Annotated in this window: 22 protein-coding genes; 13 read left to right on the forward strand and 9 right to left on the reverse strand. The window is 71.0% G+C overall.

Going from position 1 to position 25,755, the window contains the following annotated elements; all coding sequences use genetic code 11:
* Positions 1-7: 7 nt before the first annotated feature.
* Genes mnmG through D2K64_RS04790 form a run of 4 tightly spaced genes read left to right on the forward strand, consistent with a single transcriptional unit; the run spans position 8 to position 4,164 of the window.
* A complete protein-coding gene (mnmG, locus tag D2K64_RS04775) occupies positions 8-1,879 on the forward strand; it encodes a tRNA uridine-5-carboxymethylaminomethyl(34) synthesis enzyme MnmG (RefSeq protein WP_120007067.1) in 1,872 nt (623 codons plus the stop codon).
* A gap of 23 nt (positions 1,880-1,902) precedes the next feature.
* The gene (gene rsmG / locus D2K64_RS04780) at positions 1,903-2,502 is read left to right on the forward strand and encodes a 16S rRNA (guanine(527)-N(7))-methyltransferase RsmG (protein WP_202910479.1); all 600 of its coding nucleotides are present in this window, start codon (positions 1,903-1,905) and stop codon (positions 2,500-2,502) included.
* Positions 2,489-3,310, forward strand: a complete 822-nt coding sequence (locus tag D2K64_RS04785) for a ParA family protein (RefSeq protein WP_120007069.1) — start codon at positions 2,489-2,491, stop codon at positions 3,308-3,310. Before rsmG ends, D2K64_RS04785 begins: the two co-directional genes overlap by 14 nt.
* The gene (locus D2K64_RS04790; protein WP_120007070.1) at positions 3,307-4,164 is read left to right on the forward strand and encodes a ParB/RepB/Spo0J family partition protein; all 858 of its coding nucleotides are present in this window, start codon (positions 3,307-3,309) and stop codon (positions 4,162-4,164) included. The genes D2K64_RS04785 and D2K64_RS04790 overlap by 4 nt, the downstream gene beginning before the upstream one ends.
* Positions 4,165-4,206: 42 nt before the next feature.
* Here D2K64_RS04790 and holA read toward each other — a convergent pair whose 3' ends face one another.
* From holA to D2K64_RS04815, 5 genes are all read right to left on the reverse strand, one after another.
* Positions 4,207-5,244: a DNA polymerase III subunit delta gene (gene holA, locus D2K64_RS04795; protein WP_120007071.1), complete on the reverse strand. Its 1,038-nt coding sequence runs from the start codon at positions 5,242-5,244 to the stop codon at positions 4,207-4,209.
* 10 nt (positions 5,245-5,254) lie between these two features.
* Complete coding sequence (gene lptE / locus D2K64_RS04800; RefSeq protein WP_238384016.1) at positions 5,255-5,806, reverse strand: LPS assembly lipoprotein LptE; 552 nt, start codon at positions 5,804-5,806, stop codon at positions 5,255-5,257.
* A gap of 16 nt (positions 5,807-5,822) precedes the next feature.
* Positions 5,823-8,405: a leucine--tRNA ligase gene (gene leuS / locus D2K64_RS04805; protein ID WP_120007073.1), complete on the reverse strand. Its 2,583-nt coding sequence runs from the start codon at positions 8,403-8,405 to the stop codon at positions 5,823-5,825.
* A 170-nt stretch (positions 8,406-8,575) separates the two neighbouring features.
* Complete coding sequence (locus D2K64_RS04810; RefSeq protein WP_120007074.1) at positions 8,576-9,091, reverse strand: DUF3576 domain-containing protein; 516 nt, start codon at positions 9,089-9,091, stop codon at positions 8,576-8,578.
* A 101-nt stretch (positions 9,092-9,192) separates the two neighbouring features.
* Positions 9,193-10,482, reverse strand: a complete 1,290-nt coding sequence (locus D2K64_RS04815; RefSeq protein WP_120007075.1) for a porin — start codon at positions 10,480-10,482, stop codon at positions 9,193-9,195.
* A gap of 245 nt (positions 10,483-10,727) precedes the next feature.
* Between D2K64_RS04815 and D2K64_RS04820 the strand changes: the two genes are divergently transcribed.
* Complete coding sequence (locus D2K64_RS04820) at positions 10,728-11,399, forward strand: YggS family pyridoxal phosphate-dependent enzyme (protein WP_120007076.1); 672 nt, start codon at positions 10,728-10,730, stop codon at positions 11,397-11,399.
* Between the two features lie 33 nt (positions 11,400-11,432).
* Here the strand turns inward: D2K64_RS04820 and D2K64_RS04825 are convergent, their stop codons facing one another.
* Together D2K64_RS04825 and D2K64_RS04830 are read right to left on the reverse strand one after the other, a co-directional pair.
* Complete coding sequence (locus D2K64_RS04825; RefSeq protein ID WP_120007077.1) at positions 11,433-12,323, reverse strand: alpha/beta hydrolase; 891 nt, start codon at positions 12,321-12,323, stop codon at positions 11,433-11,435.
* 22 nt (positions 12,324-12,345) lie between these two features.
* Positions 12,346-13,968 (reverse strand): ABC transporter substrate-binding protein, encoded by a 1,623-nt coding sequence (locus D2K64_RS04830; RefSeq protein WP_120007078.1) that lies wholly within the window; start codon positions 13,966-13,968, stop codon positions 12,346-12,348.
* Positions 13,969-14,083: 115 nt separating this feature from the next.
* Between D2K64_RS04830 and D2K64_RS04835 the strand changes: the two genes are divergently transcribed.
* The 3 genes from D2K64_RS04835 (at position 14,084) to D2K64_RS04845 (ending at position 17,391) form a co-directional block, all read left to right on the forward strand.
* Complete coding sequence (locus D2K64_RS04835) at positions 14,084-15,433, forward strand: LLM class flavin-dependent oxidoreductase (RefSeq protein WP_120007079.1); 1,350 nt, start codon at positions 14,084-14,086, stop codon at positions 15,431-15,433.
* A 107-nt stretch (positions 15,434-15,540) separates the two neighbouring features.
* On the forward strand, positions 15,541-16,521 hold the full coding sequence (locus D2K64_RS04840) for a Bug family tripartite tricarboxylate transporter substrate binding protein (RefSeq protein WP_120007080.1): 981 nt from the start codon (positions 15,541-15,543) through the stop codon (positions 16,519-16,521).
* 48 nt (positions 16,522-16,569) lie between these two features.
* Complete coding sequence (locus D2K64_RS04845; protein ID WP_120007081.1) at positions 16,570-17,391, forward strand: nitroreductase family protein; 822 nt, start codon at positions 16,570-16,572, stop codon at positions 17,389-17,391.
* A 7-nt stretch (positions 17,392-17,398) separates the two neighbouring features.
* Here D2K64_RS04845 and D2K64_RS04850 read toward each other — a convergent pair whose 3' ends face one another.
* Both D2K64_RS04850 and D2K64_RS04855 read right to left on the reverse strand, forming a co-directional pair.
* Positions 17,399-17,977 (reverse strand): helix-turn-helix domain-containing protein, encoded by a 579-nt coding sequence (locus D2K64_RS04850; protein ID WP_120007082.1) that lies wholly within the window; start codon positions 17,975-17,977, stop codon positions 17,399-17,401.
* A gap of 64 nt (positions 17,978-18,041) precedes the next feature.
* Positions 18,042-18,764 carry an HAD family hydrolase gene (locus tag D2K64_RS04855; protein ID WP_120007083.1) on the reverse strand — a complete coding sequence of 241 codons (723 nt, stop codon included), beginning with the start codon at positions 18,762-18,764 and terminating at the stop codon, positions 18,042-18,044.
* Between the two features lie 139 nt (positions 18,765-18,903).
* Here D2K64_RS04855 and pepN point away from each other — a divergent pair, with 139 nt between their 5' ends.
* The 5 genes from pepN (at position 18,904) to D2K64_RS04880 (ending at position 25,726) form a co-directional block, all read left to right on the forward strand.
* On the forward strand, positions 18,904-21,537 hold the full coding sequence (pepN, locus tag D2K64_RS04860) for an aminopeptidase N (RefSeq protein ID WP_120007084.1): 2,634 nt from the start codon (positions 18,904-18,906) through the stop codon (positions 21,535-21,537).
* A 9-nt stretch (positions 21,538-21,546) separates the two neighbouring features.
* Entirely contained in the window at positions 21,547-22,224 is a 678-nt protein-coding gene (locus D2K64_RS04865; RefSeq protein ID WP_120007085.1) for a winged helix-turn-helix domain-containing protein, read from the forward strand.
* Positions 22,224-23,591 (forward strand): sensor histidine kinase, encoded by a 1,368-nt coding sequence (locus tag D2K64_RS04870; RefSeq protein ID WP_120007086.1) that lies wholly within the window; start codon positions 22,224-22,226, stop codon positions 23,589-23,591. Before D2K64_RS04865 ends, D2K64_RS04870 begins: the two co-directional genes overlap by 1 nt.
* On the forward strand, positions 23,591-24,112 hold the full coding sequence (locus tag D2K64_RS04875) for an AAA family ATPase (protein WP_238384041.1): 522 nt from the start codon (positions 23,591-23,593) through the stop codon (positions 24,110-24,112). The genes D2K64_RS04870 and D2K64_RS04875 overlap by 1 nt, the downstream gene beginning before the upstream one ends.
* A 102-nt stretch (positions 24,113-24,214) precedes the next feature.
* Positions 24,215-25,726 carry a DegQ family serine endoprotease gene (locus D2K64_RS04880; RefSeq protein WP_120007087.1) on the forward strand — a complete coding sequence of 504 codons (1,512 nt, stop codon included), beginning with the start codon at positions 24,215-24,217 and terminating at the stop codon, positions 25,724-25,726.
* The last annotated feature ends 29 nt before the right edge of the window (positions 25,727-25,755 follow it).

A 25,755-nucleotide genomic window follows, 5' to 3' on the forward strand; every position in this document is an offset into this window, starting at 1 on the left:
CACGGGCATGCGCGAGACCGATTTCGATGTTGTGGTGGTGGGTGGCGGCCATGCCGGCACCGAAGCCGCCGCTGCCGCCGCCCGTTGTGGCGCCCGCACCCTGTTGCTGACGCATAAGCTGGAAACCCTGGGCGAGATGTCCTGCAACCCCGCCATCGGCGGCGTGGGGAAGGGGCATCTGGTGCGGGAGGTCGATGCCCTGGACGGGCTGATGGGGCGGGCCGCCGATGCCGCGGGCATCCACTTCAAGCTGCTGAACCGCAGCAAGGGGCCGGCGGTCCGGGGACCGCGGGCCCAGGCGGACCGCGCCCTGTATCGCAACGCGGTGCAGGCGCTGCTGGCAGAGCAGAACCGACTGACCCTCCGGGCTGTGGCGGCCGAAGGGCTGGAGCGGGATGGCGCCGGCCGTGTCACGGCCGTCACGACGGCGGATGGCGGGCGGATCGGCTGCGGCGCGGTGGTCATCACCACCGGCACCTTTCTGCGCGGGGAGATCCACATCGGCGAACGCCGTATCCCTGCCGGCCGCGTCGGCGATGCGCCGTCGGTCGGGCTGGCCCTGGCCATCGAGGCGCTGGGGCTACCGCTGCGGCGCCTGAAGACCGGCACGCCGCCCCGACTGGATGGACGCACCATCGACTGGGCCAGCCTCGAGATGCAGCCCGGTGACCCGGATCCGGAGCCGCTGTCATGGATGACGGAGCGGATCGGGAACCCGCAGGTGAAGTGCGGTATCACCGCGACCACGCCGGACGGCCATGCCCTGATCCGCGCCAATCTGCACCGGGCGCCGATCCATTCTGGCCAGATCCAGGGCGTGGGCCCGCGCTACTGCCCATCGATCGAGGACAAGGTGGTCCGCTTTGCGGAGCGGGAGCGGCATCAGATCTTCCTGGAACCCGAAGGGCTGGATGACCCCACCATCTATCCCAACGGCATTTCCACCAGCCTGCCGGAAGATGTGCAGCGTGCGTTCATCGCCAGCATCCCGGGCCTGGAGAAGGCAGCCATCCTGCGCCCTGGCTACGCGATCGAATATGATCATGTCGATCCCCGTGCGTTGCGATCGACCCTGGAGGTCCGGGAGGTGCCAGGCCTGTTCCTGGCAGGGCAGATCAACGGCACCACTGGATATGAGGAGGCCGCAGCCCAGGGCCTTCTGGCCGGGATCAACGCCGCGGCGCTGGCCGGGGGCGTCGCCGCCGATCGCGTCCTGGCGCGGACCGAGGCTTACCTCGGCGTCATGGTGGATGATCTGGTGCTGCAAGGCGTCAGCGAGCCGTATCGCATGCTGACGGCCCGGGCCGAGCATCGCCTGGCGTTGCGGGCCGACAATGCCGGGCTGCGGCTGACGGAGCAGGGGATCGCCTGGGGCGTGGTGGGGCCGGTTCGGGCCCGCCGCTTCCGCGCCTTTTCGGCCGCGGTGGCGGACGCGATCGCCCGCGGCAGGGCCGAGGGCGGTTCCCCCGCCGCGCTGCGGGCGGCCGGCATCGCGATCAATCAGGATGGGCGCTGGCGCAGCCTGCTGGACATTCTGGCGCTGCCGGAGGTCACGTCCTCGGCCGTGGATGCCGCCTTTTCCTGGCTGCGGGAGCTGGCGCCAGGGGTGCGGGCGCAGTTGGAAGCCAAAGCCCTGTATGCGCCTTACCTGGAGCGACAGGCGGCGGAGCTGCGGCTGCTGCAACGCGAGGAGCGGTTGGCGATCCCGCGGGGGCTGGATTTCGGCGCAATCCCCGGCCTCTCCAACGAAATGCGGCAACGCCTTTCCGCGGCACAGCCGGAAACGCTGGGCGGAGCGGGGCGGGTTCCCGGCATCACTCCCGCCGCCATGGCGGCGCTGGCCGTCCATCTGCGGCGCCGTGAGGAGCGTTTCACGTGAAACATGCCGGGGAGAGGCGTGCCGTGCCCGAACCGGAGGTTTCACGTGAAACACACCAGAAGCTCAACCGCTTCTTGGAGCTGTTTGAGCGATGGAACGCACGGATCAACCTGGTGGCCGGAAAGGACGCCGAGGCTGTGCGGCAGCGCCACGTGGCGGATTCCCTCCAGCTGTTGCCGCTGGTGCCGGACGGCGCTGGCCCGATGGCCGATCTGGGATCGGGCGGCGGCTTTCCCGGCCTGATCCTCGCCATGGCGCTGGAGCGCCCCGTGCATCTGGTGGAGGCTGATCGCCGCAAGGCGGCCTTTCTGCAAACGGCAGCCGCAGAACTCGGCCTGGCGCATGTCAGGGTTCATGCGGAGCGCATCGAGGCCGCACGCCTGCCGCCCATCGTCGTTCTGACCGCGCGTGCCCTGGCGCCCTTGCCGGTGCTGCTGCCCTGGGCCGCCGCACTGCTGGCGCCAGAAGGCGTCGCCATCCTGCCGAAGGGCCGCCAAGCCATGGCAGAACTGGCCGCTGCTGAGGCCGCGGGCTGGACAATGCACGCCGAGCGGTTCAAGAGCAGCACAGACCCTGAAGCCACCCTTTTCCGAATCACTGGAATCCGCCGTGCTGGCGAATAAGCCCTCCCTGCGCCGCATCGCCCTCGCCAATCAGAAGGGCGGCGTCGGCAAGACCACCACGGCGATCAACCTCGCCACCGCTCTCGCCACCAAGAAGCGCGTCCTGGTGATCGACCTTGATCCCCAGGGCAATGCCTCCACCGGCCTCGGCCTGCCACGCGGTGAGCGTGGCGCCGGCTCCTACGCGCTGCTGGTAGGGCAGAAACCGCTGGCGGAACTGATGCGCCCGACCAAGGTGCCGGACCTGTTCCTGCTGCCGGCGGATAATGATCTGGCCGGTGCGGAAATCGAACTGGTCAGCATGGAGCAGCGCGAACACCGCCTGCGGCTGGCGCTGGAAGCGGCAGCAGACACGCTGAAAGGCTTCGACTTCATCCTGATCGACTGCCCGCCCTCGCTCGGCCTGCTCACCCTCAATGCCCTGGTGGCGGTGGAATCGGTTCTGATCCCGTTGCAGGCCGAGTTCTTCGCCCTCGAGGGCGTGTCGCAGATCACCCGCACCATTGATCGGGTGAAGCGCGTGCTGAACCCTGGCCTGACGTTGGACGGCATCGTGTTGACCATGTTCGACCGTCGCAACAACCTGTCGGAGCTGGTCGCCGCCGATGTTCGCGCCTTCTTCCGCGACAAGGTGTTCGAGACGGTGATCCCGCGCAACATCCGGGTTAGCGAGGCGCCATCGCATGGCCTGCCGGTGCTGCTCTACGACCCGCGCTCCACTGGTGCGCAATCCTACATCAAGCTGGCGGCGGAGTTGCTGCGGCGCGAGCGGTCACGTGGCAACAAGGATGGGAGCAAGGCGGCATGAGCGCGCGCAAGCCAGCCCGGCTGGGCATGGGCCTCTCGGCCCTTCTGGGCGACAGCAACGCGGCCACGCCCGCTTCCAACAGCGTGCCGCGCAGCCTGCCGGTGGAAGCGCTGGAACCCGGTCCATTCCAGCCGCGCGGCCCGATCGATCAGTCCGGCTTGGCGGAGCTGGCCGCTTCGATCCGTGAGCATGGCGTGCTGCAGCCGATCCTGGTGCGCCCGAAGCCGAGCGCGCCGGGCAGCTACCAGATCATCGGCGGCGAGCGGCGCTGGCGGGCTGCCCAGCTGGCCCAGCGCCATGAGGTACCGGTCTTCGTCCATGACCTGGATGATCGTGCGGCGCTGGCGGCCGCCCTGGTCGAGAACCTCCAGCGCGAGGATCTGAACGCGCTGGAGGAGGCACAGGGCTACAGGCGTCTGACCGATGAGTTTGGTCTGACCCAGGACGCGCTGGGCCAAGCCGTAGGCAAGAGCCGCAGCCACGTCGCCAACATGCTGCGCCTGCTCGCCCTGCCGCCCAAGGTGCGCGACATGGTGGAGCGCGGGGCGCTGTCGGCGGGGCATGCCAGGGCGCTGCTGACCGCTTCCGATCCGCTGAAGCTGGCGGAAATGGTGGTCACGCGCGGCCTGAACGTGAGGCAGACCGAGGCGCTCGCCGCCGCGGCCGAGCGCAACAAGCCGCAACCCGGCGCCATCAGCGAGGATGCCGACACCCGCGCCCTGGAGCGGGATCTGATTGCCCGGCTCGGGCTGAAGGTGGCGATCCAGCACGGCAAGAAGGGAGGCAAGGTCACCATTGCCTATCGCGATCTGGATCAACTGGACGGGCTGATCCGCCTGCTGAGCCCGCAGTAAACGCTGGGCCAAGCGGGAGAACCTACAGGCCGGTGCCGCGCCTCAGCCGCGGCGTTTCAGCGACAGGGCCTGTCGCGCCAGCTGCAGAATGGCAGCGCGGGCCACCACGGCATCGGGGATGGGGCGGGCAGCGGAGCCGGATTTGCCCTGCTTCTCGGCCTCCAGCAACGCGCTGCCGGCGGCCGCTAGGGCGTCCGGCGGCCACAGTCGCAAAGCCCGTTCGAAGCCGGGCTTGGCGCGAAAGAATACTGGCGGACGCAGTGCATCCAGGGCCGCGCCGGGTGGTTGGCCCTGCGCCACGTCGAGAGAGGCCAGATGCAGCCGCTGCACATGGCGGAGGGCGGCCCGCAAGACGGCGATCGGGCTGGCGCCTCCGGCAAAGGCGGCGTCCAGCGCCCGATCGGCCAGCGGCACCTCGCCGGCGGTGGCCGCCACCAGCGCCTCGTCCAGATCCAGCGTCGCGCCTTCTCCGGCACAGGCGACCACGTCCTCTTCGGTCAGGCGCCCTCCGGGGCGGGCATAAAGCGCCAGCTTCTCCACCTCGCGGCGGAGCAGCATGCGGTCCTCGCCGAGGCGGCTGGCCAGCCATTCCAGGGCAGCGGGTTCGGCCTTGACGCTCTGCTCCTGCAGCAGCCGGCCGATGGTGGCGGCCAGCTCGGCGCCACGCTCCCGGTAGCAGGGAATCACTGCGGCGGAGGCCGCCGGCTCCAGCAGGCTGCGCAGCTTGGACCGCGCCGGCAATTCTCCCGCTTCTAGGATCAGCAGCGCCTCGCCCGGGCCGGCCAGCGCCTCCTTCACTGCGCCGGCCAGGGCGTCCGAGGCATCGCGCACCCGCACCACCCGGCGCCCGCCCGTCATCGACAGCGCCGCCATCTCGCCCGCCAGGGCGCCTGGCCGGGCCGCCGCCTCGCGGGTCAGTTCCGCCAAGCGGAAGGGGTCGTCGCCGCCGAGCACGCCGTGCTGCAATGCTTCGGCGCGCTCGCGCACCAAGCCCGCGTCCTCGCCATGCAGGAGCACGGCGCGGCTGGCACCCGGCTCCTTCAGGAAGGCCGCGACGCGCCGGGGATCGATCTTGGCCAAGGCGTGCCGCTCAGGCGGCGGTGGCGCCGCGGAGGCCGATGCTCAGGCGCAGCACGATGTCGTCGGCCAATTGCTGGATCAGCCGCTGGTTCATCGCGTCGCGCGCCGCGTCGCCGGCGAAGAACTGGTTGTCCGGGATGTCGAAGGCGTCGAAGGCCCGCTCGGAACCCTGTGCCAGCACCGCGGGCGGCGTGGTGCGGCTTTGCAGCAGCCAGTTGCCGGTCAGGATGCTGCGCACGCGGGATGGCGTGCCGTCGCGGCGGTAGCCTTCCGGTTCATTCGCCACCAGCAGGCTGACCCGCAGCTCATGGCTGGTCGTGCCGCCCGCACCCGCCGCGCCGAGCCGCTCCTGCAGGGCACGACGCAACAATTGTCCGCTGCGCTCCGGGATCAGCGCCACCTCCGTGGAGGCCAGGATGGCGCGCACGCCGGCGCTGGCATCCTGCACCGCGCTGGAGCCGCCTCCAGGGCCGTAGAGTGGGCGGAAGCCGCACCCGGACACCGCCACCGCAGTCCCGGCCAGCAGCCCGCCGAGCCTCAGCAGGCGCCGCCGGGATGGCATGCCCTGGCCCATGGGGTCAGACAACGAAATTGACGATTCGGCCGGGGACATGGATGCGCTTCCGGATGGGGCGCCCGGCCAGGGCGCGCTGCACGTTTTCCTCCGCCTCGGCGGCGGCGAAGATGGCGGCTTCCGCGGCACCGACCGGCATCGCGATGGTGGCGCGCAGCTTGCCCAGCACCTGCACGGCCAGGGTGATGCTGTCGGCCCTGGCGACCTCCGCATCGGCCTCCAGCCAGGGCAGGGTAGCGACCAGCGGCGCGCCGGGGCGCAGCATGGCCCAGAGTTCCTCGGCCAGGTGCGGCATCATCGGGCTGATCAGCCGGGTGACCGCCTCCAGCGCCTCGCGCCGGGCCGCGCCATCCGTATCCTGATTCGCTTCCAGCATGTTGGCGAATTCGTGGATGCGAGCGACTGCGACGTTGAAGGCGAAGGTTTCCAGCGCCTCGGTCACGGCGGCGATGGTGCGGTGGGTGGCGCGGCGCAGGTCGCGCGCCGCGTCCGGCGCCGGCATGATGTCCGCGCCGGGCAGGGCCGGCAGGGCGTGATGCACCAGCCGCCACAGACGTTGGCTGAAGCGGGATGCGCCGGCCACGCCAGCCGCCGTCCATTCCATGTCCCGGTCGGGCGGGTTGTCGGCCAGGATGAACCAGCGCGCGGTGTCGGCGCCGTACTGGTCGATGATGGCGCCCGGGTCGATGGTGTTGCGCTTCGACTTAGACATCTTGTCGTTGCGCGACACCGTGACGGCGAGGCCGGTGGCCTTGTCGGTGGCCGACCCGTCGGCCGCCACATCGACCTCCTCCGGCGCCAGCCAGCGGCCGTCCGGCGCCTTGTAGGAGGCGTGCTGCACCATGCCCTGGGTGAACAGCCCGGCAAACGGCTCCGGCGTGCCGAGGCGGCCGAGGCCCGACAGGGCGCGGGTGAAGAAGCGGGAATACAGCAGGTGCAGGATCGCGTGCTCGATGCCGCCGATATACTGATCCACCGGCAGCCAGCCATTCGCCGCCTCCGCCACCAGCGGCGTGCCCGCCCGGGGGGCGGTGAAGCGCGCGAAATACCAGGAGGAATCGACAAAGGTGTCGAAAGTGTCGGTTTCGCGCCGTGCCGGCGTGCCGCAGGACGGGCAGGCGACGTGCTTCCAGGTCGGGTGATGGTCCAGCGGATTGCCGGAGCGGGAGAAATCCACGTCTTCGGGCAGCGTCACCGGCAGCTGGTTGTCCGGCACCGGCACGGCACCGCAGGCTTCGCAGTGGATCACCGGGATCGGGCAGCCCCAGTAGCGCTGGCGGGAGACGCCCCAGTCGCGCAGGCGCCAGTTCACCACCCCGGTGCCGGCGCCCCGCTGCTCCAGCGCGTCGATGGCGGCGCGCTTGCCCTCGGCGGTGCCGAGCCCGTCCAGGAAGCCGGAGTTGAACAGCGTGCCATCATCCGTGTAGGCAGTGTCGGCGATCTGGAACGCGGCCGCGTCCTCGCCCGGCGGCAGGATGACGGGGGGCACCGGCAGCCCGTATTTGCGGGCGAAGTCGAGGTCGCGCTGGTCGCCCGAGGGGCAGCCGAAGATGGCGCCGGTGCCGTATTCCATCAGCACGAAATTGGCGATCCAGACCGGGAAGGAGGCGCCCTCGATGAACGGGTGCCTGACGCGCAGCCCGGTGTCGATGCCGCGCTTCTCCGCCTGCTCGATGGCCGCTTCCGAGGTGCCGAGTGAGCGGACCTCGGTGATGAACTCGGCGATCCTGGGATTCTGCGCCGCGGCCGCGGCCGCCAGCGGATGCTCGGCGGCCACGGCCAGGAAGCTCATGCCGAACAGTGTGTCCGGGCGGGTGGTGAACACCTCGACCTCGGACAAGCCGCCGGCCGGCTGTTCCAGGGCGAAGCGCACCCGCGCGCCTTCCGAGCGGCCGATCCAGTTGGCCTGCATCAGCTTCACGCGCTCGGGCCAGCGCTCCAGCCCGTCCAGCGCGGACAACAGCTCGGGCGCGAATTTGGTGATGGAGAGGAACCACTGGGACAGCTTTTTCTTCTCGACCACCGCGCCGGAGCGCCAGCCGCGGCCGTCGATCACCTGCTCATTGGCCAGCACGGTGTTGTCCACCGGATCCCAGTTGACCCAGCTTTCCTTGCGCTCGGCCAGACCGGCCTTCAGGAACTCCAGGAACAGCTTCTGCTGGTGGCCGTAATAGGAGGGATCGCAGGTGGCGAATTCGCGGTCCCATTCCAGCGACAGGCCCATGCGCTGCAACTCGGCCCGCATGGCGGCGATGTTGGCGTAGGTCCATTGCGCCGGATGCACGCCCCGCTCGCGCGCCGCATTCTCGGCCGGCAGGCCGAAGGCGTCCCAGCCCATCGGGTGCAGCACCTGATGGCCGCGCGCCCGCTTGTAGCGGGCCACCACGTCGCCCAGCGTGTAGTTCCGCACATGCCCCATGTGGATCTTGCCGGAGGGATAGGGAAACATCTCCAGCACATAGTATTTCGGGCGGCTGCCATCGGGCACGTCCGGCACCTGAAAGCAGCGGCCTTCAGTCCAGGCTTGCTGCCAGCGCGGCTCGGCGGCGGCGAAATCGTAGCGGGCGGGCGTGGCAACGTCGTTCATGGGACCGGACTGTCGGGGGCTTCAGTGTCAGCAGAAATCCGGCAAGGGATACGGGCTTGGCGGCGCCAAGGGAAGGGCTCCAGGAGGCGGCAAGCAAATCGCCCCGCTGCCGGTGAAGGGGAGGGCAACAAAAAAGGGCAGGCCGGAGCCTGCCCTCGCGATGCCGGGCCTCAGCGGCTGGCGGATTGGCTGCGCAGCTCGCGGGCCCGGGCCAGGACCTGGTTCTCCAGGTCGGTGTTGGTGCTCTGCGCCACCGGCGCGTCCACCCAGCTGCCGCCACGCTGCTCCTGCCGGAACACCGTCACGCGCACGCCGTCCGACCGCAGCTGGCGGCCCAGGATGTAGGCGGTGGCGCGGAACCGCTCACCGGGGGTGGAGGGCGGCGAATACCAGTCGGTGATGATGACGCCGCCGAACGGGTCTGCCGAGGTCAGCGGCAGGAAGGACAAGGTGTCCAGCGTGGCGCGCCACAGATAGGCGTTGACGCCCAGCGCCCCCCCATCCTGCGCGCCACCCTGCGGCGTCGAGCGATCGGTGCCCAGCAGCAGGATGCCGTCCGACCCGCCGAGTCGGCCCTGAACGCGGGCGCGCTGGCTATCATCGAAATATTCGTCGTTCTGCACCTGGCGGCCATAGCCGCAGGCGACGAGGGGGAGGATCAGCCCGAGGGCGAGAAGCTTGCGCATGGCCGCCGCACGATAGGGTGCCGGGTCAGGCGATCAAGCGCAAAAACGAAAAGGGCGGCGGGTTTCCCCGCCGCCCCTGCTTGTCCGATCCTTCGGGAGGATCAGAACGCCATGCGGATGCCCGTGATGAACACGTTGGCTTCGGTCTTGTTGCCGACGCCCTGGCCGCGGTCCACACCGGCTTCCTTGGTGGAGCCGCTGGTGTATTCGGCCACCAGCGCCAGGCCCGGCGCCAGCGCGTAGTTGGCGCCGACCGACCAGATCTGGTCCTTGCGGGCCGCCGGGTTGTTCACGTTACCGGCCGAAGTCTGCCAGTTGGCGTTGGCGCCGATCGTCAGGGCCTGGATGGTGTAGGACGCGCCGACGAACAGGTTGTTCAGGGCGCGATCGTCCACGCCGTCCTGCAGCAGGCTCAGGCCGGCATTGGACTGGCCGATCGCGTAGTTCGCACCCACCGTGGCGCCGTAGGCCGTGGCCTGCAGGCCGAACACGCCGACGGCCAGGCCGTTAGCCGAACCCACCGGGGTGGCCGGGGCGACGTTGGTGTTCTTGGTCGCGTCGCTGCCGATGAAGCCGGCCGTGGCGGCCAGGCCGACGCCGGCAAAGGACCCGCGGTAGCGCAGGGCGGCCTGCACCTCGTTCTTGCGGCGGGCCGAGCCATAGGCGTAGCTGCCGGCACGGTCACAGTTGGTGCCGAAGATCTCGCAGCCGCTATCCTCGCCTTCGCCGTCGTTGAAGCCGAAGGAGGCACCGAAATCGAAGCCGAAGAACTGCGGCGAGGTGTAGACGATCTTGGTGCTGTCGTTCAGATAGCCACCGGCGATGAAGGCGGGGCGGTAGTTGCTGCCCACCACATTGTCCCACGCGTCGCCGTCGACGCCGCCCGTGCCGAAATTGGTGATGAAGCCGTTCGCCAGGGCGCCGAGCACCACGCCGTCCTCGTCACCGAAGCGCAGCTGGCCAGCGGTCGGCGACGACACCCACACATACATCTCGTCGGTGTCGAGCGCGGTCTTGGTGGCAACGGCCTGGTTGGCGGAGAGCTGGCCGGCCGGCGCCGCGCCGGTGAAGGAGCCGCCATTGATCGTGCTGGTGGAGTAGGCAGCGCGATTCTGGTCCGTCTGGACTTCGATCGTGGCGCCGTAGCTGATGCCGTTGGCGGCCTTGCCTTCGACGATCACGTGGATCTCGGCGTCGGACGCGAAGTCGGACTTGCCCAGGCTGGTGGTGCTGCGGCTGGCACCGGCGCCCTGATCCTGGTCGGTGAAGGCGTAGTTGAAGCGGAAATAACCGCCGACGCGAACCGTCGGGGCCTGCTGCGCCGAAGCGTCGGCAATACCGAGCACGGCGGTGGCGACGACAGCAGTGGTCGCCAACAGAATCTTGCGCATCCCAAGTCCTCCTCACGCGCCGGAGCGTCCCGGCTGGTCCCGCGGCCCGCCTGCCCCCCTCGGCAGGGTCCTGCACGCAAACAGTTGCAGGGCTGAAACAGGCCTGGGCGGACTATGCTTCGGCGCCGCGCGGGCGGGCAATGCTCCGCATGCGGCCTCCGCGACTTCATTGAAACACTGTGGCAGAAACGCAACAGACCCCTGGCCGTTCCGCCGCAAGCAGGGTTGCGCTAGGCTCCTGCGCCATGTCCAGCATTGCCGAAAACCTGCACCGGGTGCGCGCGCGCATCGCCGAGGCCACCCTCCGGGCCGGCCGCGCGGAAGGCGCCGTCACCCTGGTCGCCGTATCCAAGTTCCATCCGGCGGAGGCGGTGGCCGAGGCGCTGGCGGCTGGCCAGGCGGTGTTCGGCGAGAATCGGGTGCAGGAAGCCGCCGGCAAGTTCCCGGCGCTGCGGCCGGATCACCCGGCGCTGCGGCTGCACATCATCGGCGCGCTGCAGACCAACAAGGCCCGCGACGCGGTGCGGGTGGCGGATGTGATCGAGAGCCTGGACCGCCCGAAACTCGCCGCCGCCCTGGCCGAGGGCATGGCGCGCGAAAGCCGCCGCCCGCGGGTGCTGGTGCAGGTGAACACCGGACGGGAACCGCAGAAGGCCGGCATCCTGCCCGAAGCCCTGGATGACTTCGTGGCCGAATGCCGCGAGGCGGGCGGCCTGCCGGTGGCCGGCCTGATGTGCATCCCCCCGGCCGATACCGATCCGAACCCGCATTTCGCCCTGCTGGCGGAGGCGGCCCGGCGGCTGCGGCTCGACATCCTGTCGATGGGCATGAGCGGCGACTTCGAGGCCGCGATTGCGCACGGGGCCACCCATGTGCGGGTGGGCACCGCCATCTTCGGCCACCGCCCGGTCCTGTAGGCCCGGCCCCGCGACAGGGGCCGGACGCGGCGTTCACAGGGAGGACTGGCCGCCCCACTCGGCCAGCACCGAATCCGCCGGCAGGATGCCCTCGAACCACAGGCTGGCCGCGACGCGGGACATGGCGGCGCCATCATGGCCGATATGCGGCACGCTTTGCAGCCGCCAGCGGCAGGCCACCCCGAGTCGCTCCGCCGCCGCGCGGCCTGCGGCAAGGTAGTTCCCGGCCCGGGCGTAGCGGTGTGGGCCCTGCGCCACGGCCGCCGGGTTGGCCGGCAGGCTGGGGCCCGAGGTTTCGATGTCCTGCTCGCCGGCCAGGATCAGCAGCGGGAAGTCCAGCAGGCGGCGCAGCGCCTCCTCCTCCAGGCCGATGCCGCCCAGCCCGTCGGGGAAGGGCTGGTCCAGGGTGGGCAGGCTGTACCATCCGGGATTGCCCACCGCGATCGCCTCGAAGGGCGAGAGGTCCTGGGTGGCGGCCATGCGGTGGCCGAACTGGCCGCCCGCCGAGTGGCCAAAGAAATGCATCCTGTCCCGCCGCGTGACGCCACCCTGGCGCATCAGGGCCAGGAGCCGCGCCGGCACCTCGTAGCCCCATTGGTGGCGCGGGCGCAGGCTGCCATTGGTGGCCAGGACGTGACCATTATTGTAGGTCTCGGCGCCGGGGTACTCGGCATGGCCGAAGGTCGGCGCCACGATCAGCAGCTTGTGGGCGTCGGCGGCGGGGATCCAGAAATCGCGGTATTCGTCGCCGTTGCGGTTCATGCCGTGCTGCACGATCACCACCGGGCTGTCCTCGGTGAAGCCGTCCGGCCGGTAGGTGTGCAGCACCAGCGGGCGGGACGGATCGCCCGCCTCATCGATGAACGGAATGGCTTGGCGGCCGAGCGGCGCCAGCGCCGCGGCCAGGGTGTCGGAAAAGCTCATCAGGGGCGTCCTTGATCCCTAATCATTCTGCGGGGCGGATGGCGGCGGCGTCGGTGGTCTGGTCCATGCGGCCGCCATAGGCGAGGCCCTTGCGCATCGCCCAGACGGCGTTCTCGAACTGCACCGGGATCACCGGCATCTCCTCCACCGCCACCTGGCTGGCCTGCCGCAGCAGCTCATCGCGCGCCGCCGGGTCCATGGTCTGCATGGCGCGGCCGGTCAGCTCATCGAAGCGGGCGTTCGACCAGCCGCCGTAGTTGCTGGTGCCGACGCCCTGCGCCCGGTCGGTGGTCAGCAGCCAGGAGCGGAAGAACATCAGCGTCTCGTCCGCATCGGCCGACCAGCCGCCCATGGCCACCGAAAACTCCTTCTTGCCCCGCCGCCCGAAGAAGACGGAGGAGGGCATGGCATCCAGCTCCACCTTCACGCCGATGCGGTTCCAGAACTGCGCCAGCACCTGCGCCAGACGGGCGTCGTTGATGTAGCGGTTGTTGGTGGCGTGGAAGGTCATGGCGAAGCCATCCTTGTGGCCGGCTTCGGCCAGCAGCCGCTTCGCGCGGGCCGGGTCGTAGGGCAGCACCGGCAGGCCGGGGATGGTGCCGGTCATGCCATCCGGCAGGTATTGCGCCGCCGGGGTGGCCACGCCGTCCATCACCCGCTGCTCGACGGCCTGGCGGTCGATCGCCAGCGACAGGGCCTGCCGTACCCGCACGTCCTGCAACGGGTTCCGGCCCTCGCCTCCCTGGACAAAGGGGCTGGGGCTGCGGGCGGTGTCGAGCTGAATGAAGATCAGCCGGGTGGTTGGCTTGTTGGCCAGGGTGAAGCCAGGTTTCTGCCGCAGCTGCGCCAGATCGCCGGTGCCGGGGCTCTCGATCACGTCCTGGTCGCCAGCCAGCAGCCCGGCCATGCGCGGTCCGGCGGCGGTCACCGGCGTCAGCCGCACCTGCGCCCAGTGCGGCTTGTCGCCCCAGTAGTCGTCGTTGCGCTCCAGCTCGATGGCGCCGCCGGGGGTGTAGCTCCGCAGCCTGAACGGGCCGGTGCCGATGGCGGCGGACGCGTCGTTGAACTGCTGCGCCGCGGGCCATGGGCCGCCGAAGCCGCAATCCCCGCCCTTGCCGAAGTCTAGCGCCGCGCCCCCGACAAGGGCGCGCGGCAGGATGGCGAGCCGGTTCAGGTCGTTCAGCAGCAGCGGCTCCGGCACCTTGGTGACGAGGCGCAGCGTGCGTTCATCCACCGCCTCCATCGCGGCGATGCGGCGGGTGACGCGGGAAAAGGACTGCACCACCTCGCCAGGGTTGTTCAGGGTGCGGCAGTAGCTGAACACCACGTCCGGCGCGCCGAAGCTTTGGCCATTGTGGAAGCGCACCCCGTCGCGCAGGTGGAACACCCAGGTCCGGTCGTCCAGCCGTTCCCAGCGCGTGGCCAGCCCCGGTTGCACCTTGAGGTCGGCATCCACCGCCGTCAGCGCCTCGAACACGTGCTGCTGCAGCGTGGTGTTGGGCGTCAGGGAGTAATTGTGCGGATCGGCCGAGGTGGTTTCGCCGGACATGGCGATGCGCAGCGTCTGCGCGGTGGTGGGATGGATGGCGAAGCCGGCGCCGAGTCCGGCCAGCAGGGCCAGGGCGGTGCGGAGGGGAGCTGGCATGAACGGGTCTCCAGGAACACGTCCGGAGAACACCGCCCGCGCATCGAATGCAACCCGCGCTGGACGAGAGACGAATGTTGCATATGATGGACAACTCTGCCGGAGACCAGGGCCCATGCCGCGCCAGATCTGCCTCAACGCCTTCGACATGGCCTGCATCGGCCATATCCAGCAAGGCATGTGGACGCATCCGCGCGATACCTCGCTGCATTACAACCGGCTCGACCACTGGGTGTCGCTGGCACGCACGCTGGAACACGGGCTGTTCGACGGGCTGTTCCTGGCCGACGTGCTCGGCATCTACGACGTGCAGGGCGGCAGCCCGGACGGCGCGCTGCGCCACGCGGTGCAGGTGCCGCTGCTCGACCCGGCCCTGCTGGTGCCGGCCATGGCGGCGGCGACCGACCATCTGGGCTTCGGCATCACCTGCAACCTGGCCTATGAGCAGCCTTTCCTGTTCGCCCGCCGGATGTCCACGCTGGACCACCTGACCGCGGGGCGGGTCGGCTGGAACATTGTCACCGGCTATCTCGACAGCGCGGCGCGGGCAATGGGCTTTGACCGGCAGATGGCGCATGACGACCGCTACGACTTGGCCGATGAGTACATGGACGTGGTCTACGGCCTGTGGGAAGGCAGCTGGGCGGATGACGCGGTGCGCGCCGACCGGCAGGGCGGCAGCTATGCCAATTCGGCCCGGGTGCGGCCGGTGCAGCACCAGGGCCGGCAATACCGCATGGATGCCATCCACCTGTGCGAACCCTCGCCGCAGCGCACCCCGCTGTTGTTCCAGGCCGGCGCCTCCGATCGCGGCCGGCGTTTCGCCGCGCAGCATGCCGAATGCGTCTTCGTCAATGGCGGCGCCCGGCCGGCGGTGGCGGCCCTGGTGGCCGACCTGCGCGCCCGCGCCGCGCCGCGCCCGCTGAAGGTGCTGGTCGGCGCCACGGTGATCGTGGGCCGCACCGGGGCGGAGGCGCGCGACCTGCTGGAGGAATACCGCCGCCACGCCAGCGTCGAGGGCGCGCTGGTGCATGCCGCCGCCTCGCTCGGCGTCGATTTCAGCCGCTTCGGCCTGGACGAGCCGATCGAGGCGGGCGGCAGCCAGGCGATCCAGTCCAATCTGGCGGCCCTGCAGCGGGCGGCCGGTCCGGTCTTCACCAAGCGGCGGCTGATCGACCAGTTCGTGCTGGGCAGCCGCCAGCCGCCCATCGTCGGCAGCGCGGAGGAGGTGGCCGACGCCCTGATGGCCTGGGTGGAGGAGGCCGATGTGGACGGCTTCAACCTGTCCCGCACGGTGATGCCGGAAGGGCTGGAGCGCTTCGTCGAGCTGGTGGTGCCGCTGCTGCAGGAGCGCGGCGCCTACAAGGCCGGCTATGCCCCCGGCACGCTGCGCGAGAAGCTGTTCGGCGCCGGGCCGCGCCTCGCGCCGCCGCATCCGGCGGCGTCGCACCGCTTCGGTGGCTGAACGATCCACCCTTGGCGCATGGGCGGCGGGCGGGCAGGCTGTGCGCCGTTCAGGCAGAACGGCCAGGGAGCAAAAGTCTGGCCGCGCCACGAGGGAGGATCTTCACCATGACAACACGCCGCCATGTGCTGGGGGCGCTGGCCGCCGCCCCGGTTCTGTCCCTGCCGGGCCTGGCCCGGGCGCAATCCGATTACCCCAGCCGGTCGATCCAGATGCTGGTGGGCTTCGCCCCCGGCGGCGGCACCGACATCGTGGCGCGGATGCTGGCCCCCTCCCTGCAGGCGCAACTCGGCCAGCCGGTGGCGGTGGAGAACCGGCCCGGCGCCAGCGGCACCATCGCTTCCGCCGCCGCGGCGCGGGCGCGGCCGGATGGCTACACGCTGGTGATGGGCACGGTGAGCACCCAGGCGGTGGTGGCGCCGCTGATGGCGAACCCGCCCTACGACCAGATGCGCGACTTCACGCCGCTGACGCTGGCTGGCACGGTGCCGATGGTGGTGATGGTGCCGGGTAACGCGCCGTATCGCGACCTGGCCGGGCTGCTCGACTTCGCGCGCCAGAATCCGGGCAAGCTGAACTACGCTTCCTCCGGCGTGGCGACGCAGCAGCATCTGGCGGCGGAGATGCTGAGCCAAGCGGTGGGCGTGTCTATGACCCACGTGCCGTATCGCGGCACCGGCCAGGTGGTGAACGACCTGCTGGCCGGCACGCTCGACCTGGTGATCGACACGCTGCCGACCCACCTGCCGCACATCCGCGGCGGCGCCACGCGGGCGCTGGCGGTGACCACACCGCAGCGCGTGCCGGTGCTGCCCGACCTGCCCACCGTGGCGGAAAGCGGCTTTCCCGATTTCGCCATCACCGTCTGGTACATGCTGCTCGGCCCCGCCGGCCTGCCGCAGCCGGTGGTGGAGCGCTGGAGCCGGGTGATGAACGCCGCCCTGTCCGATCCCGCCCTGCGCCGGCGGCTGGAGGAAACCGGCTACCTGGTTGGCGGCGGCAGCCCGGAGGATGCGGCGAAGCTGGTGCGCCAGGAAGCGGAGCGCTACGGCGCCCTGGTGCGGCGCGCCAACATCCGCATCGACTGAGGCGGGCGGGTTCTGGCCTGCGCTGGCCCGCTGGCGCAGGATACGCCCATGAACAGCGAACAACACGACGCCCTGGCCGCGCGCTACGGCGCCGACGCCATGCCGCCCGCCGGCCCCTGGAACCCGGTGATCGCCGCCCTGCTGGCGCACCGCTCCGTGCGGGCCTACCGCCCTGACCCGCTGCCGGACGGCACGCTGGAGACGCTGGTGGCGGCCGCGCAATCCGCCGCCACCTCCTCGAACATGCAGACCTGGTCGGTGGTGGCGGTGACCGATCCTGCCACCAAGGCGGTGATGGCCGCCGTGGCGAACAACCAGAAGCATATCGAGCAATGCCCGCTCTTTCTGGTGTTCCTGGCCGACCTGTCCCGCAACGAGCGGCTGGCGGCGGAGGAGGGCGCCACGCTGGAAGGGCTGCCCTACCTGGAAACCTTTTTGGTCGCCGCACTGGACGCCGCGCTGGCGGCGCAGAACGCCACGGTGGCCGCCGAGTCGCTGGGCCTGTCCACGGTCTACATCGGCGCGCTGCGCAACGACGTGGAGCGGGTGGCGAAGGCGCTGTCCCTGCCGCCCGGCACGATGGGCGTGTTCGGCCTGTGCGTCGGCTATGCCGACCCGGCGCGGCGGGCCGAGGTGAAGCCGCGCCTGCCGCAGCCCGCCGTGCTGCACCACGGGCGCTACGACGCCGCGGAGGAGCCGGCCCACCGCGCCGTCTATGACGCCGCCCTGGCCGCGTTCAGCACGCGCAACGAGATGAACGCCGATCGCTGGACCGACCGGGTGCTGGCGCGCTGGGGCAAGGTGCGCACGTTGCACGGGCGGGACGAGCTGAAGGCGGCGCTGCGCCGGCTCGGCTTTCCCCTGCGCTGATCCGGCCTCACCGCCGCAGCAGGGCGATGACGTAGCGGCACGGGCCCGGGCCGGGATTGTGGAACCGGCAGGGCTCGGGCGGGCCGAGCCGCAGGCAATCGCCCGGCCGCATCGCATGCGTCGCCGGCCCTTGGGTGAAGTTCAGCGCGCCCTCCAGCAGCACGATCTGCTGGTCCTGCACAAAGGCGAAGGCGGCGGCTGGGTAATCCACCGCCGCGCCTGCCGGCAATTCGCCCCAGACTAGGTCCAGCGGCGTCGGCGGGCCGCCGCCCGGTGTCAGGGTGCGGCGCGAGAAGCCGGTATCCGGATCGCGCCAGAGCGGCTGGTCGGCCGCGCGGGCTAGCGCCCCGGCGGATTGCTCGGCCCGTGCCAGCAGTTGCGACAGGCTGAGACCGAAGGCGCCGGACAGCCGGCCGAGCAGCACGGCGGTGGGGCTGACCTCGTCCCGCTCGATGCGGCTGATCATCGCCTTGGACACGCCCGAGCGTTCCGCCAGCTCGGACAGCGACCAGTGGCGGGCCTCCCGCTCGGTGCGCAGGCGCCGGGCGAGGGGCGGAACGGAGGGGGGAGCGTCATCGGGGGGCATGGCGCCGCAGCTTATGGCAGGCGGCGGCGGCGGACCCCAGGGGTCGCCGGCGGTGGCGCGGCCCTCAGGCCATGGCGTCCTGCTGGTGCGCCCGCGCCAGCGCGATCAGCGATGGAAAGCGGAAGGCGTAGCCAGCGCCGGAACATGCCGGCAGCCGCGCACCCCAGTCCTCGGCATCCGCGCGCCGGTCGATCCAGGCGGTGGCCAGCCCGATCTTCCGGGCCGGCGCGTGGTCGTGAAACAGGCTCTGCGCGGCGTGCAGGATCTCGGCGCGGGCGAAGCCCTGCCCGGCGAGGTGCGCCAGCATGAACTCGAAGCCGCGCCGGTCCGGCTTGTAGCGGCCCGTTTCCTCGGCGGTGAAGATGGCATCGAAGCGGGTGCCGAGGCGCTTCTGGCTGGCGGCGACGCTGCGGCGGTCCAGGTCGGACAACACTACCAGGGTGTAATGCCGCCCCAGATAGGCCAGGGCCTCGGCCGAATCGGGAAATTCCGGCCAGTCCGGCACGGAAGCGCCGAACCGCGCATCCAGCCGTGCATCCGGCTCCACCCCCCATTCATCGGCCAGCCTCGCATGCACGCGGGCCAGCAGCTCGGAACCCGGCAGGCCTGGCGTTTCCGCCTGCTGCGCCGCCTCCTGCAGGGTGAAGGCCTCCAGCACGGCATCCGGGGGCAGGTCCAGCCCGCCGCGCATCAGCAGCGGCTGCAGGGCCTCCTGGACGCCGCTTTCCCAGTCGATCAAGGTGCCGTAGCAGTCGAAGCTCAAGACGCGAAAGTCATGCAGGCGCATCGTGTTCCTCCGGCCGGGCCGAGAACCGCAGCGTGGCATGCGCGGGTGGGGGGCGGAAAGCGTCATCGTGGGGGATGCCCTGGCCGCCCGCCCGCCCCATAGTGGAACCACAGTTCCGTTCCCCACCGCAGGGCGAGCCATGATCGCGACTTCTCAGCCTTCCCCTCCGCCCACCATCCATCGCGAGGATTACCGCCCGCCCGCCTTCCTGGTGGACAGCGTGGACCTGCACCTGGCGCTGCATCCGGCGGCGACGCGGGTGAAGGCGCGGCTCGCCCTGCGCCGCAATCCCGCCGCCGGACCGTCCGGCACGCTGGAGCTGGATGGCGAGGCGCTGACCCTACTCGGCTTGCGGCTCGATGGCGCGCCGCTGCCGCCGGACCGGGTGCGGCACCGTGCCGATGGCGGCCTGAGCATCGACGGCGTGCCGGAGGCCTTCGCGCTGGACAGCGAGGTGGAGATCTCGCCCGCGGCCAACAGCGAGCTGTCCGGCCTGTACCTGTCCGGCGGCAACTACTTCACGCAATGCGAGGCGGAGGGCTTCCGCCGCATCACCTTCTTCCCCGACCGCCCCGACGTGATGGCGCGCTACACTACCACGATCGAGGCCGACCGCGCCGCCTGCCCGGTGCTGCTGGGCAACGGCAATCCGGATGGCGCGGGCGAACTGCCGGATGGCCGCCACTGGGCGCGCTGGGTCGATCCGCATCCGAAGCCGTCCTACCTGTTCGCGGTGGTGGCGGGCGACCTGGTCGCGGTGCGCGACCGCTTCACCACCCGCTCGGGCCGCGAGGTGGCGCTCGCCATCTATGTGCGGCAGGGCGACGAGGATGCCTGCGGCCACGCCATGGATTCGCTGAAGCGCTCCATGGCCTGGGACGAGCAGACCTACGGCCTCGAATACGACCTCGACGTGTTCAACATCGCCGCCGTGTCCGACTTCAACATGGGCGCGATGGAGAACAAGGGCCTTAACGTCTTCAACACCAAATACATCCTGGCGCGGCCCGAAACGGCGACCGACGCCGATTACGAGGGCATCGAGACCGTTGTCTCGCACGAATATTTCCATAACTGGACCGGCAACCGCGTCACCTGCCGCGACTGGTTCCAGCTGTCGCTGAAGGAAGGGCTGACGGTGTTCCGCGATCAGCACTTCACCGCCGATCAGGGCTCGGCGGCGGTGAAGCGGCTATGGGACGTGCGGCGCCTGCGCGCCGCGCAGTTTCCCGAGGATGCGGGACCGATGGCGCATCCGGTGCGCCCCGACTCGTACGTCGAGATCAACAATTTCTACACCGCGACGGTGTACCAGAAGGGCGCCGAGGTGGTGCGCATGATGCGCTCGCTGATCGGCGAGGCGGATTTCCGCCGCGGCATGGACCTCTACATCGCGCGGCATGACAACCAGGCCGTGACGATCGAGGATTTCGTCCAGGCGATGCAGGACGCCTCGGGCGTGGATCTCGCGCGCTTCCGCCGCTGGTACGCCCAGGCCGGCACGCCGGAGCTGCGCGTGCGCGACGCTTTCGATGAGAGCAGCGGCCGCTACACCCTGACGCTGTCGCAATCGACGCCGCCCACGCCCGGCCAGCCCGAGAAGCTGCCGGTGCCGATTCCGGTGCGCATGGGGCTGATCGGCACCGACGGCACCGACGGCGCCGAATCGCCGGGCGCCGCGACCCTGCTGCTGGAGGAGGCGGAGCAGGATTTCACCTTCGAGGGCTTGCCGTCAAAGCCGGTGCCGTCCCTGCTGCGCGGCTTTTCCGCGCCGGTGAAGCTGTCCGGCCTGTCGCTGGAGCAACTCGGTGTTCTCGCGGCGCATGACACGGACCCGTTCGTGCGCTGGGATTCCGGCCAGCAATATGCGGTGGCGGAGATGCTGCGGCTGGTGCGCGACTTGCGCGCGCAGCGGCCGCTTGAGTTGCCGGAAGGCCTCGCCGCCAACATCGCGGCCCTGCTGGAGCGCGCCACCGACGACGCGGCCTTCACCGCCGAAGCCCTGGCGCTGCCATCCGAGGATTTCGTGGCCGACCAGATGCCGGTGGCCGACCCGGACGCCGTGCACGCCGTGCGGCAATTCCTGCGCGCCGCCATCGGCACCCGCTTCGCCGGGGCGTTCGCTGCCCTGCATGCGGAGCTCACCGACCCGGGTCCCTACCGCATCGACGGCATGGCGATCGGCCGCCGCGCGCTGCGCAATGCCTGCCTGTCCTATCTCGGCCGTGCGGAGCAGGGCGATGGCCTGCTCCGCGCCGAGGCGCAGTTCAACACCGCCGGCAACATGACCGACATGCTGGCGGCGCTGCGCGTGCTGGCGGATTCCGACAGCCCGGCACGGGAAGCGGCGCTGGCCCGTTTCCACGCGACCTGGAAGCGGGACGATCTGGTGCTGGACAAATGGTTCACCATCCAGGCCGTCTCGGCGCGCACCGACACCTTGCAGCAGGTCCAGGCCCTGGCCGGCCACCTGGATTTCGACCTTCGCAACCCGAACCGGGTCCGCGCGCTGGTGGGCGCCTTCGCCGCCGGCAACCCGGCGCAGTTCCACCACGCCTCGGGCGAAGGCTACCGCTTCCTGGCCGACACGGTGATCGCGCTGGACGCGGTGAACACGCAGGTGGCGGCGCGCATGGTCGGACCGCTCGGGCAATGGAAGCGGCAGGATGCGGCGCGCGGCACGATGATGCGGGCCGAACTGCAGCGCATCCTGGAACGCCCCGGCCTGTCGAAGGGCACCTATGAGAAGGTGTCGAAAAGCCTGGCGGCCTGAGGCGGCGCCATGCGCATCCTGGTGATCGAGGATGATGCGGCGACGGCCGATTACATCGCCAAGGGGCTGGGCGAGGAAGGCCATGTGGTCGATCTCGCCCGCACCGGGAGGGACGGGCTGTTCCTGGCGTTGAACGAGCCGTTCGACGTCATCGTCACCGACCGCATGCTGCCGGGGCCGGACGGGATCGCCATTCTGCGCGCCATCCGCGCTTCCGGCATCGCCACCCCGGTTCTGGTGCTCACTGCGCTGGGCGAGGTGGACCGGCGCGTGGAAGGGCTGGAAGCCGGGGCGGACGATTACCTCGCCAAGCCCTTCGCCTTTGCCGAGCTGCGCGCGCGGCTGCGCGCCCTGGCCCGGCGTCCGGCGGTGGCGGCGGACAGCACGGAACTCACCGTCGGCGACCTGCGCATGGACCTGCTGCGCCGTTCCGTGGCGCGCGCCGGCCGCGCCGTGGAGCTGCTGCCCACCGAGTTCCGGTTGCTGGAATACATGATGCGCCATCCGGGGCAGGTGCTGACGCGCACCATGCTGCTGGAAAAGGTGTGGGATTTCTCCTTCGATCCTACCACCAACGTAATCGACGTGCATGTTTCCCGCCTGCGCCGCAAGCTGGAGGCAGGCGGCGAGGCGCCGATGATCCGCACGGTGCGCGGCGCGGGCTACATCCTGGCGCCGCCGGAATAATGCGCTGGCTGCGCTCCTTCGCGCCGCGCGTCGCGCTGCTGATGGGGGCGGTGGTGCTGGTCGCCTCCGTGCTGGGCGCGGGCTGGGGCTGGCTGCGGGCGCAGGACGCGCTGCGGCGGCAGCTCGACCTCGTGCTGGCCGCCGACGCCGAGGGGCTGCTGCGCGATTACGAGACCTATGGCCTGCGCGGCCTGGCCGAGGCCGCCGCCGTGTATGCCCGTCGCCAGGGCCCGTTGCGCGTGCTGCTGCTGGGCCCTGACGGGCGGCCGATCGCCGGGCATCTGCCCGGCGCCCCGGCCCGGCTGCGCGGCTTCGTCACGCTGGAAGGGGAAGGCGAGCGGCAGCGGCTGCTCGGCGCCATTCTGCCGGACGGCACCAACCTGCTGGTCGGCACCGATCTGGAGCCGGTGGACCGCGCCGCCGCCGCCCTGGCCTGGACGCCGCCCGTGGCCGCCGCCCTGGCCGCCGCCCTGGCGCTGGTGCTGGGCTTCCTGGTGGCTCGGCGGCTGGAAGCGCGGCTGGCCGGCATCCGCGGCGCGGCGCAGGCGGTGATGGCGGGCGACCTGACGCGCCGCCTGCCCGAAGGCGGTGCCGGCGACGAGTTCGACCGCCTGGCCGGCACGGTGAACGCCATGCTGGCCCGCATCGAGGCATTGGTGGCCGAGTTGCGGCAGGTGACCGACGACATCGCCCATGACCTGCGCTCGCCCTTGTCGCGGCTGCGGCAAAGGCTGGAAGCGGCGCTGTTCGCTCCGCGCGAGGCGGCGGCCGACGCGGCGACGCTGGAAGCCGCCATCGCCGAGCTGGACGAAACCCTGAACACCTTTGCCGCCCTGCTGCGCATCGCCCGGGCCGAGGCCGGCACCGGCCGCGAAGCCTTCGCCCCGGTGGATCTTTCGGCGCTGGTCCGGGAGGTGTGCGAGATCTATGCCGGCGTCGCCGAGGAGGCCGGCCGCGTGCTAGACCCCCGCATCGCGCCGGGCCAAAAGGTGGCCGGCAGCGCCACGCTGCTGCGCCAGGCGCTGGCCAACCTGCTCGACAACGCGCTGAACCATGGCGAAGGGCGTATCACCGTCACGCTGGAGGCGGGGCCGGTGCTCGGCGTCACCGATGAGGGGCCGGGCATCCCCGAGGCCGAGCGCAACAAGGTGCTGCGCCGCTTCTACCGCCTCGACCGCAGCCGCAACACGCCGGGCACCGGCCTGGGCTTGGCGCTGGTGTCTGCGATCGCGCGGCTGCATGGCGGTGGCATCCGGCTTCAGGCGGCAGGGCGCGGCACACGCGTCATCGTGGATTTCCGGCCCGGCGCGATGGCTGCCGTGTCCCGCCCTCGGCCTGCGGGCGCGGCCGGAACAACCGGGGAGTGATGCGCATGCTTGTGGTGTTCGGAGGGTTGCCCGGCGTCGGCAAGACCAGCATCGCCAGCCGCGTCGCGCAACAGGCGGAGGCCGTGTTCCTGCGCATCGACACCATCGAGCAGGCGATCCGCGACGCCGGCGTGCTGGCCGGAGAGATCGGGCCGGCCGGCTATTGCGTTGCCTATGAGCTGGCCGCGACGCAGCTGTGCCTCGGGCATGGTGTGGTGGTGGATGGCGTCAACCCGCTGCCCGTCACCCGCGCCGCCTGGCGGCAGGTTGCGGCGCGGACCGGCAGCGCGCTGCTGGAGGTGGAGATCGTGTGCGGCGACCCGGAGGAGCACCGCCGCCGCGTCGAGCGGCGCCGGGCCGACATCCCCAACCTCCGGCTGCCGAGCTGGGCCGCGGTGCAGGCGCGCGATTATGCCCCCTGGCCGGAGCCGCACCTGGTGCTGGACAGCGCCGTGCTGCCGGTGGAGCGGGCGGTGGAGCAGGTGGTGGAGGCCGTGCGGCGGGCGCTCGGCGAAGTCTGAAAATCCTTTCATGGTCCTGTCGGCGTGCTTCCACCGCCGGGCGCCCAGATTGCAGGGCGTCGCGGTGGCCCTGTTCACCGCCCAGCCACAGGATCACGCATCATGAGCACCCCGCAGAAACGCCGCCGCAACGCCGCCTTCGCCGCCGTGCTGATGGCGGGCACCGCATTGGGCGGCGGTGGCGCCTGGCTGTGGGCGCCGGGCCATGCCGAGGCCCAGGGCACCCCGTCCCAGGCCATCAATCCGCCGGCCGTGTCGACGCCGCAGGCCGCGCTGCCCGGCTTCGGCGACTTGGTCGCGCGGGTGAAGCCCGCCGTGGTGACCATCACCGCCACCGGGCAGGTGCAGGCCGCGCAGGGCGCCTCCCCGTTTCCGGAAGGCTCGCCGCAGGACCACATGTTCCGCCGCTATTTCGGCACGCCGGGCGAGGACCAGGGCCGCGGCCCCTCCCGCGCCGCGCAGGCGCTGGGGTCCGGCTTCCTGGTGGATGCCGAGGGCCACGTCGTCACCAACAACCACGTGGTGGCCGATGCCACCGCCGTCACCGTGACGCTGGATGACGGGCGCGAGCTGAAGGCGGAGATCGTGGGCCGCGACCCGCGCACCGACCTTGCCGTGCTGAAGGTGGAGGCGGGCGGCAAGCTGCCCTTCCTGAACCTCGGCGATTCCGATGCGGCGCGGCCGGGTGACTGGGTGGTGGCGGTAGGCAACCCCTATGGCCTCGGCGGCACCGTCACGGCGGGCATCGTTTCGGCGCGCGGGCGCGACATTCACAGCGGCCCGTATGACGATTTCCTGCAAATCGACGCAGCGATCAACCGCGGCAATTCGGGCGGTCCGCTCTTCGCCCTGGATGGCTCGGTGATCGGCGTCAATACGGCGATCTTCTCGCCCTCCGGCGGCTCCATCGGCATCGGCTTTGCCATTCCCTCGAACATGGTGAAGCGCGTGGTGGCGCAGCTGGAGCAGAAGGGGCGCGTGGAGCGTGGCTTCCTGGGCGCCAGCACCCAGCCCGTGGATCCTGCCCTGGCCGAGGCGCTGAAGCTGCCGGAGGCGGAAGGCGCGCTGGTGGCGGAGGTGCAGCCCGACAGCCCGGCGGCCAAGGCCGGCCTGAAGCCGGGCGATGTGGTGACGGCGGTGGGCGACACCGCGGTCAGGACGCCGCGCGACCTGGCCCGCGCCATCGCCGACCTCGCGCCCGGCACGCAGACGGCGCTGACCGCGCGCCGAGACGGCGAGGAAGCCCGGCTCAGCGTGACGCTGGCGGCCTTGCGGGACGGCAAGGACGCCGCCACGCCGGCGCCGCGGCCGGAGCAGGGCCGGGCGCGCCTCGGCGTCGCCCTGGCGACGGTGCAGGAAGCGCGGCGCGCCGGCGCCGACATTCCCGACGGCACGGAAGGCGCCGTGGTGGCGGAGGTACGGCCGGGCAGCCCGGCCGCCGAGGCGGGGCTGCGGCCGGGCGACGTGATCCTGGGCGTCGGCAACAAGCCGGTGCGCGGTCCGGACCAGGCGGTCAGCGCCATCCGCGACAGCCAGGGCGACGCCCTCGCGCTGCAGATCCTGCGCGATGGTCAGCATGCCTTTGTCGCGGTCAAGGCACCGCAGAACGGCTAGGCGCGGCGCCGGGGATCATTGTTCCGGCC

The sequence above is a fragment of the Teichococcus vastitatis genome (genome assembly GCF_003604215.1).
GTDB lineage: Bacteria > Pseudomonadota > Alphaproteobacteria > Acetobacterales > Acetobacteraceae > Pseudoroseomonas > Pseudoroseomonas vastitatis.

Bases quoted from the DNA above. Each gene is read 5' to 3' on its own strand.
- D2K64_RS04815 (WP_120007075.1), bottom strand. From the start codon at position 10,482: ATGCGCAAGATTCTGTTGGCGACCACTGCTGTCGTCGCCACCGCCGTG.
- D2K64_RS04875 (WP_238384041.1), top strand. From the start codon at position 23,591: ATGCGCATGCTTGTGGTGTTCGGAGGGTTGCCCGGCGTCGGCAAGACC.
- D2K64_RS04835 (WP_120007079.1), top strand. From the start codon at position 14,084: ATGCCGCGCCAGATCTGCCTCAACGCCTTCGACATGGCCTGCATCGGC.
- mnmG (WP_120007067.1), top strand. From the start codon at position 8: ATGCGCGAGACCGATTTCGATGTTGTGGTGGTGGGTGGCGGCCATGCC.
- D2K64_RS04825 (WP_120007077.1), bottom strand. From the start codon at position 12,323: ATGAGCTTTTCCGACACCCTGGCCGCGGCGCTGGCGCCGCTCGGCCGC.
- D2K64_RS04810 (WP_120007074.1), bottom strand. From the start codon at position 9,091: ATGCGCAAGCTTCTCGCCCTCGGGCTGATCCTCCCCCTCGTCGCCTGC.
- D2K64_RS04820 (WP_120007076.1), top strand. From the start codon at position 10,728: ATGTCCAGCATTGCCGAAAACCTGCACCGGGTGCGCGCGCGCATCGCC.
- D2K64_RS04790 (WP_120007070.1), top strand. From the start codon at position 3,307: ATGAGCGCGCGCAAGCCAGCCCGGCTGGGCATGGGCCTCTCGGCCCTT.
- D2K64_RS04830 (WP_120007078.1), bottom strand. From the start codon at position 13,968: ATGCCAGCTCCCCTCCGCACCGCCCTGGCCCTGCTGGCCGGACTCGGC.
- D2K64_RS04865 (WP_120007085.1), top strand. From the start codon at position 21,547: ATGCGCATCCTGGTGATCGAGGATGATGCGGCGACGGCCGATTACATC.
- D2K64_RS04880 (WP_120007087.1), top strand. From the start codon at position 24,215: ATGAGCACCCCGCAGAAACGCCGCCGCAACGCCGCCTTCGCCGCCGTG.
- D2K64_RS04870 (WP_120007086.1), top strand. From the start codon at position 22,224: ATGCGCTGGCTGCGCTCCTTCGCGCCGCGCGTCGCGCTGCTGATGGGG.
- lptE (WP_238384016.1), bottom strand. From the start codon at position 5,806: ATGCCATCCCGGCGGCGCCTGCTGAGGCTCGGCGGGCTGCTGGCCGGG.
- leuS (WP_120007073.1), bottom strand. From the start codon at position 8,405: ATGAACGACGTTGCCACGCCCGCCCGCTACGATTTCGCCGCCGCCGAG.
- pepN (WP_120007084.1), top strand. From the start codon at position 18,904: ATGATCGCGACTTCTCAGCCTTCCCCTCCGCCCACCATCCATCGCGAG.
- D2K64_RS04840 (WP_120007080.1), top strand. From the start codon at position 15,541: ATGACAACACGCCGCCATGTGCTGGGGGCGCTGGCCGCCGCCCCGGTT.
- D2K64_RS04850 (WP_120007082.1), bottom strand. From the start codon at position 17,977: ATGCCCCCCGATGACGCTCCCCCCTCCGTTCCGCCCCTCGCCCGGCGC.
- D2K64_RS04845 (WP_120007081.1), top strand. From the start codon at position 16,570: ATGAACAGCGAACAACACGACGCCCTGGCCGCGCGCTACGGCGCCGAC.
- D2K64_RS04855 (WP_120007083.1), bottom strand. From the start codon at position 18,764: ATGCGCCTGCATGACTTTCGCGTCTTGAGCTTCGACTGCTACGGCACC.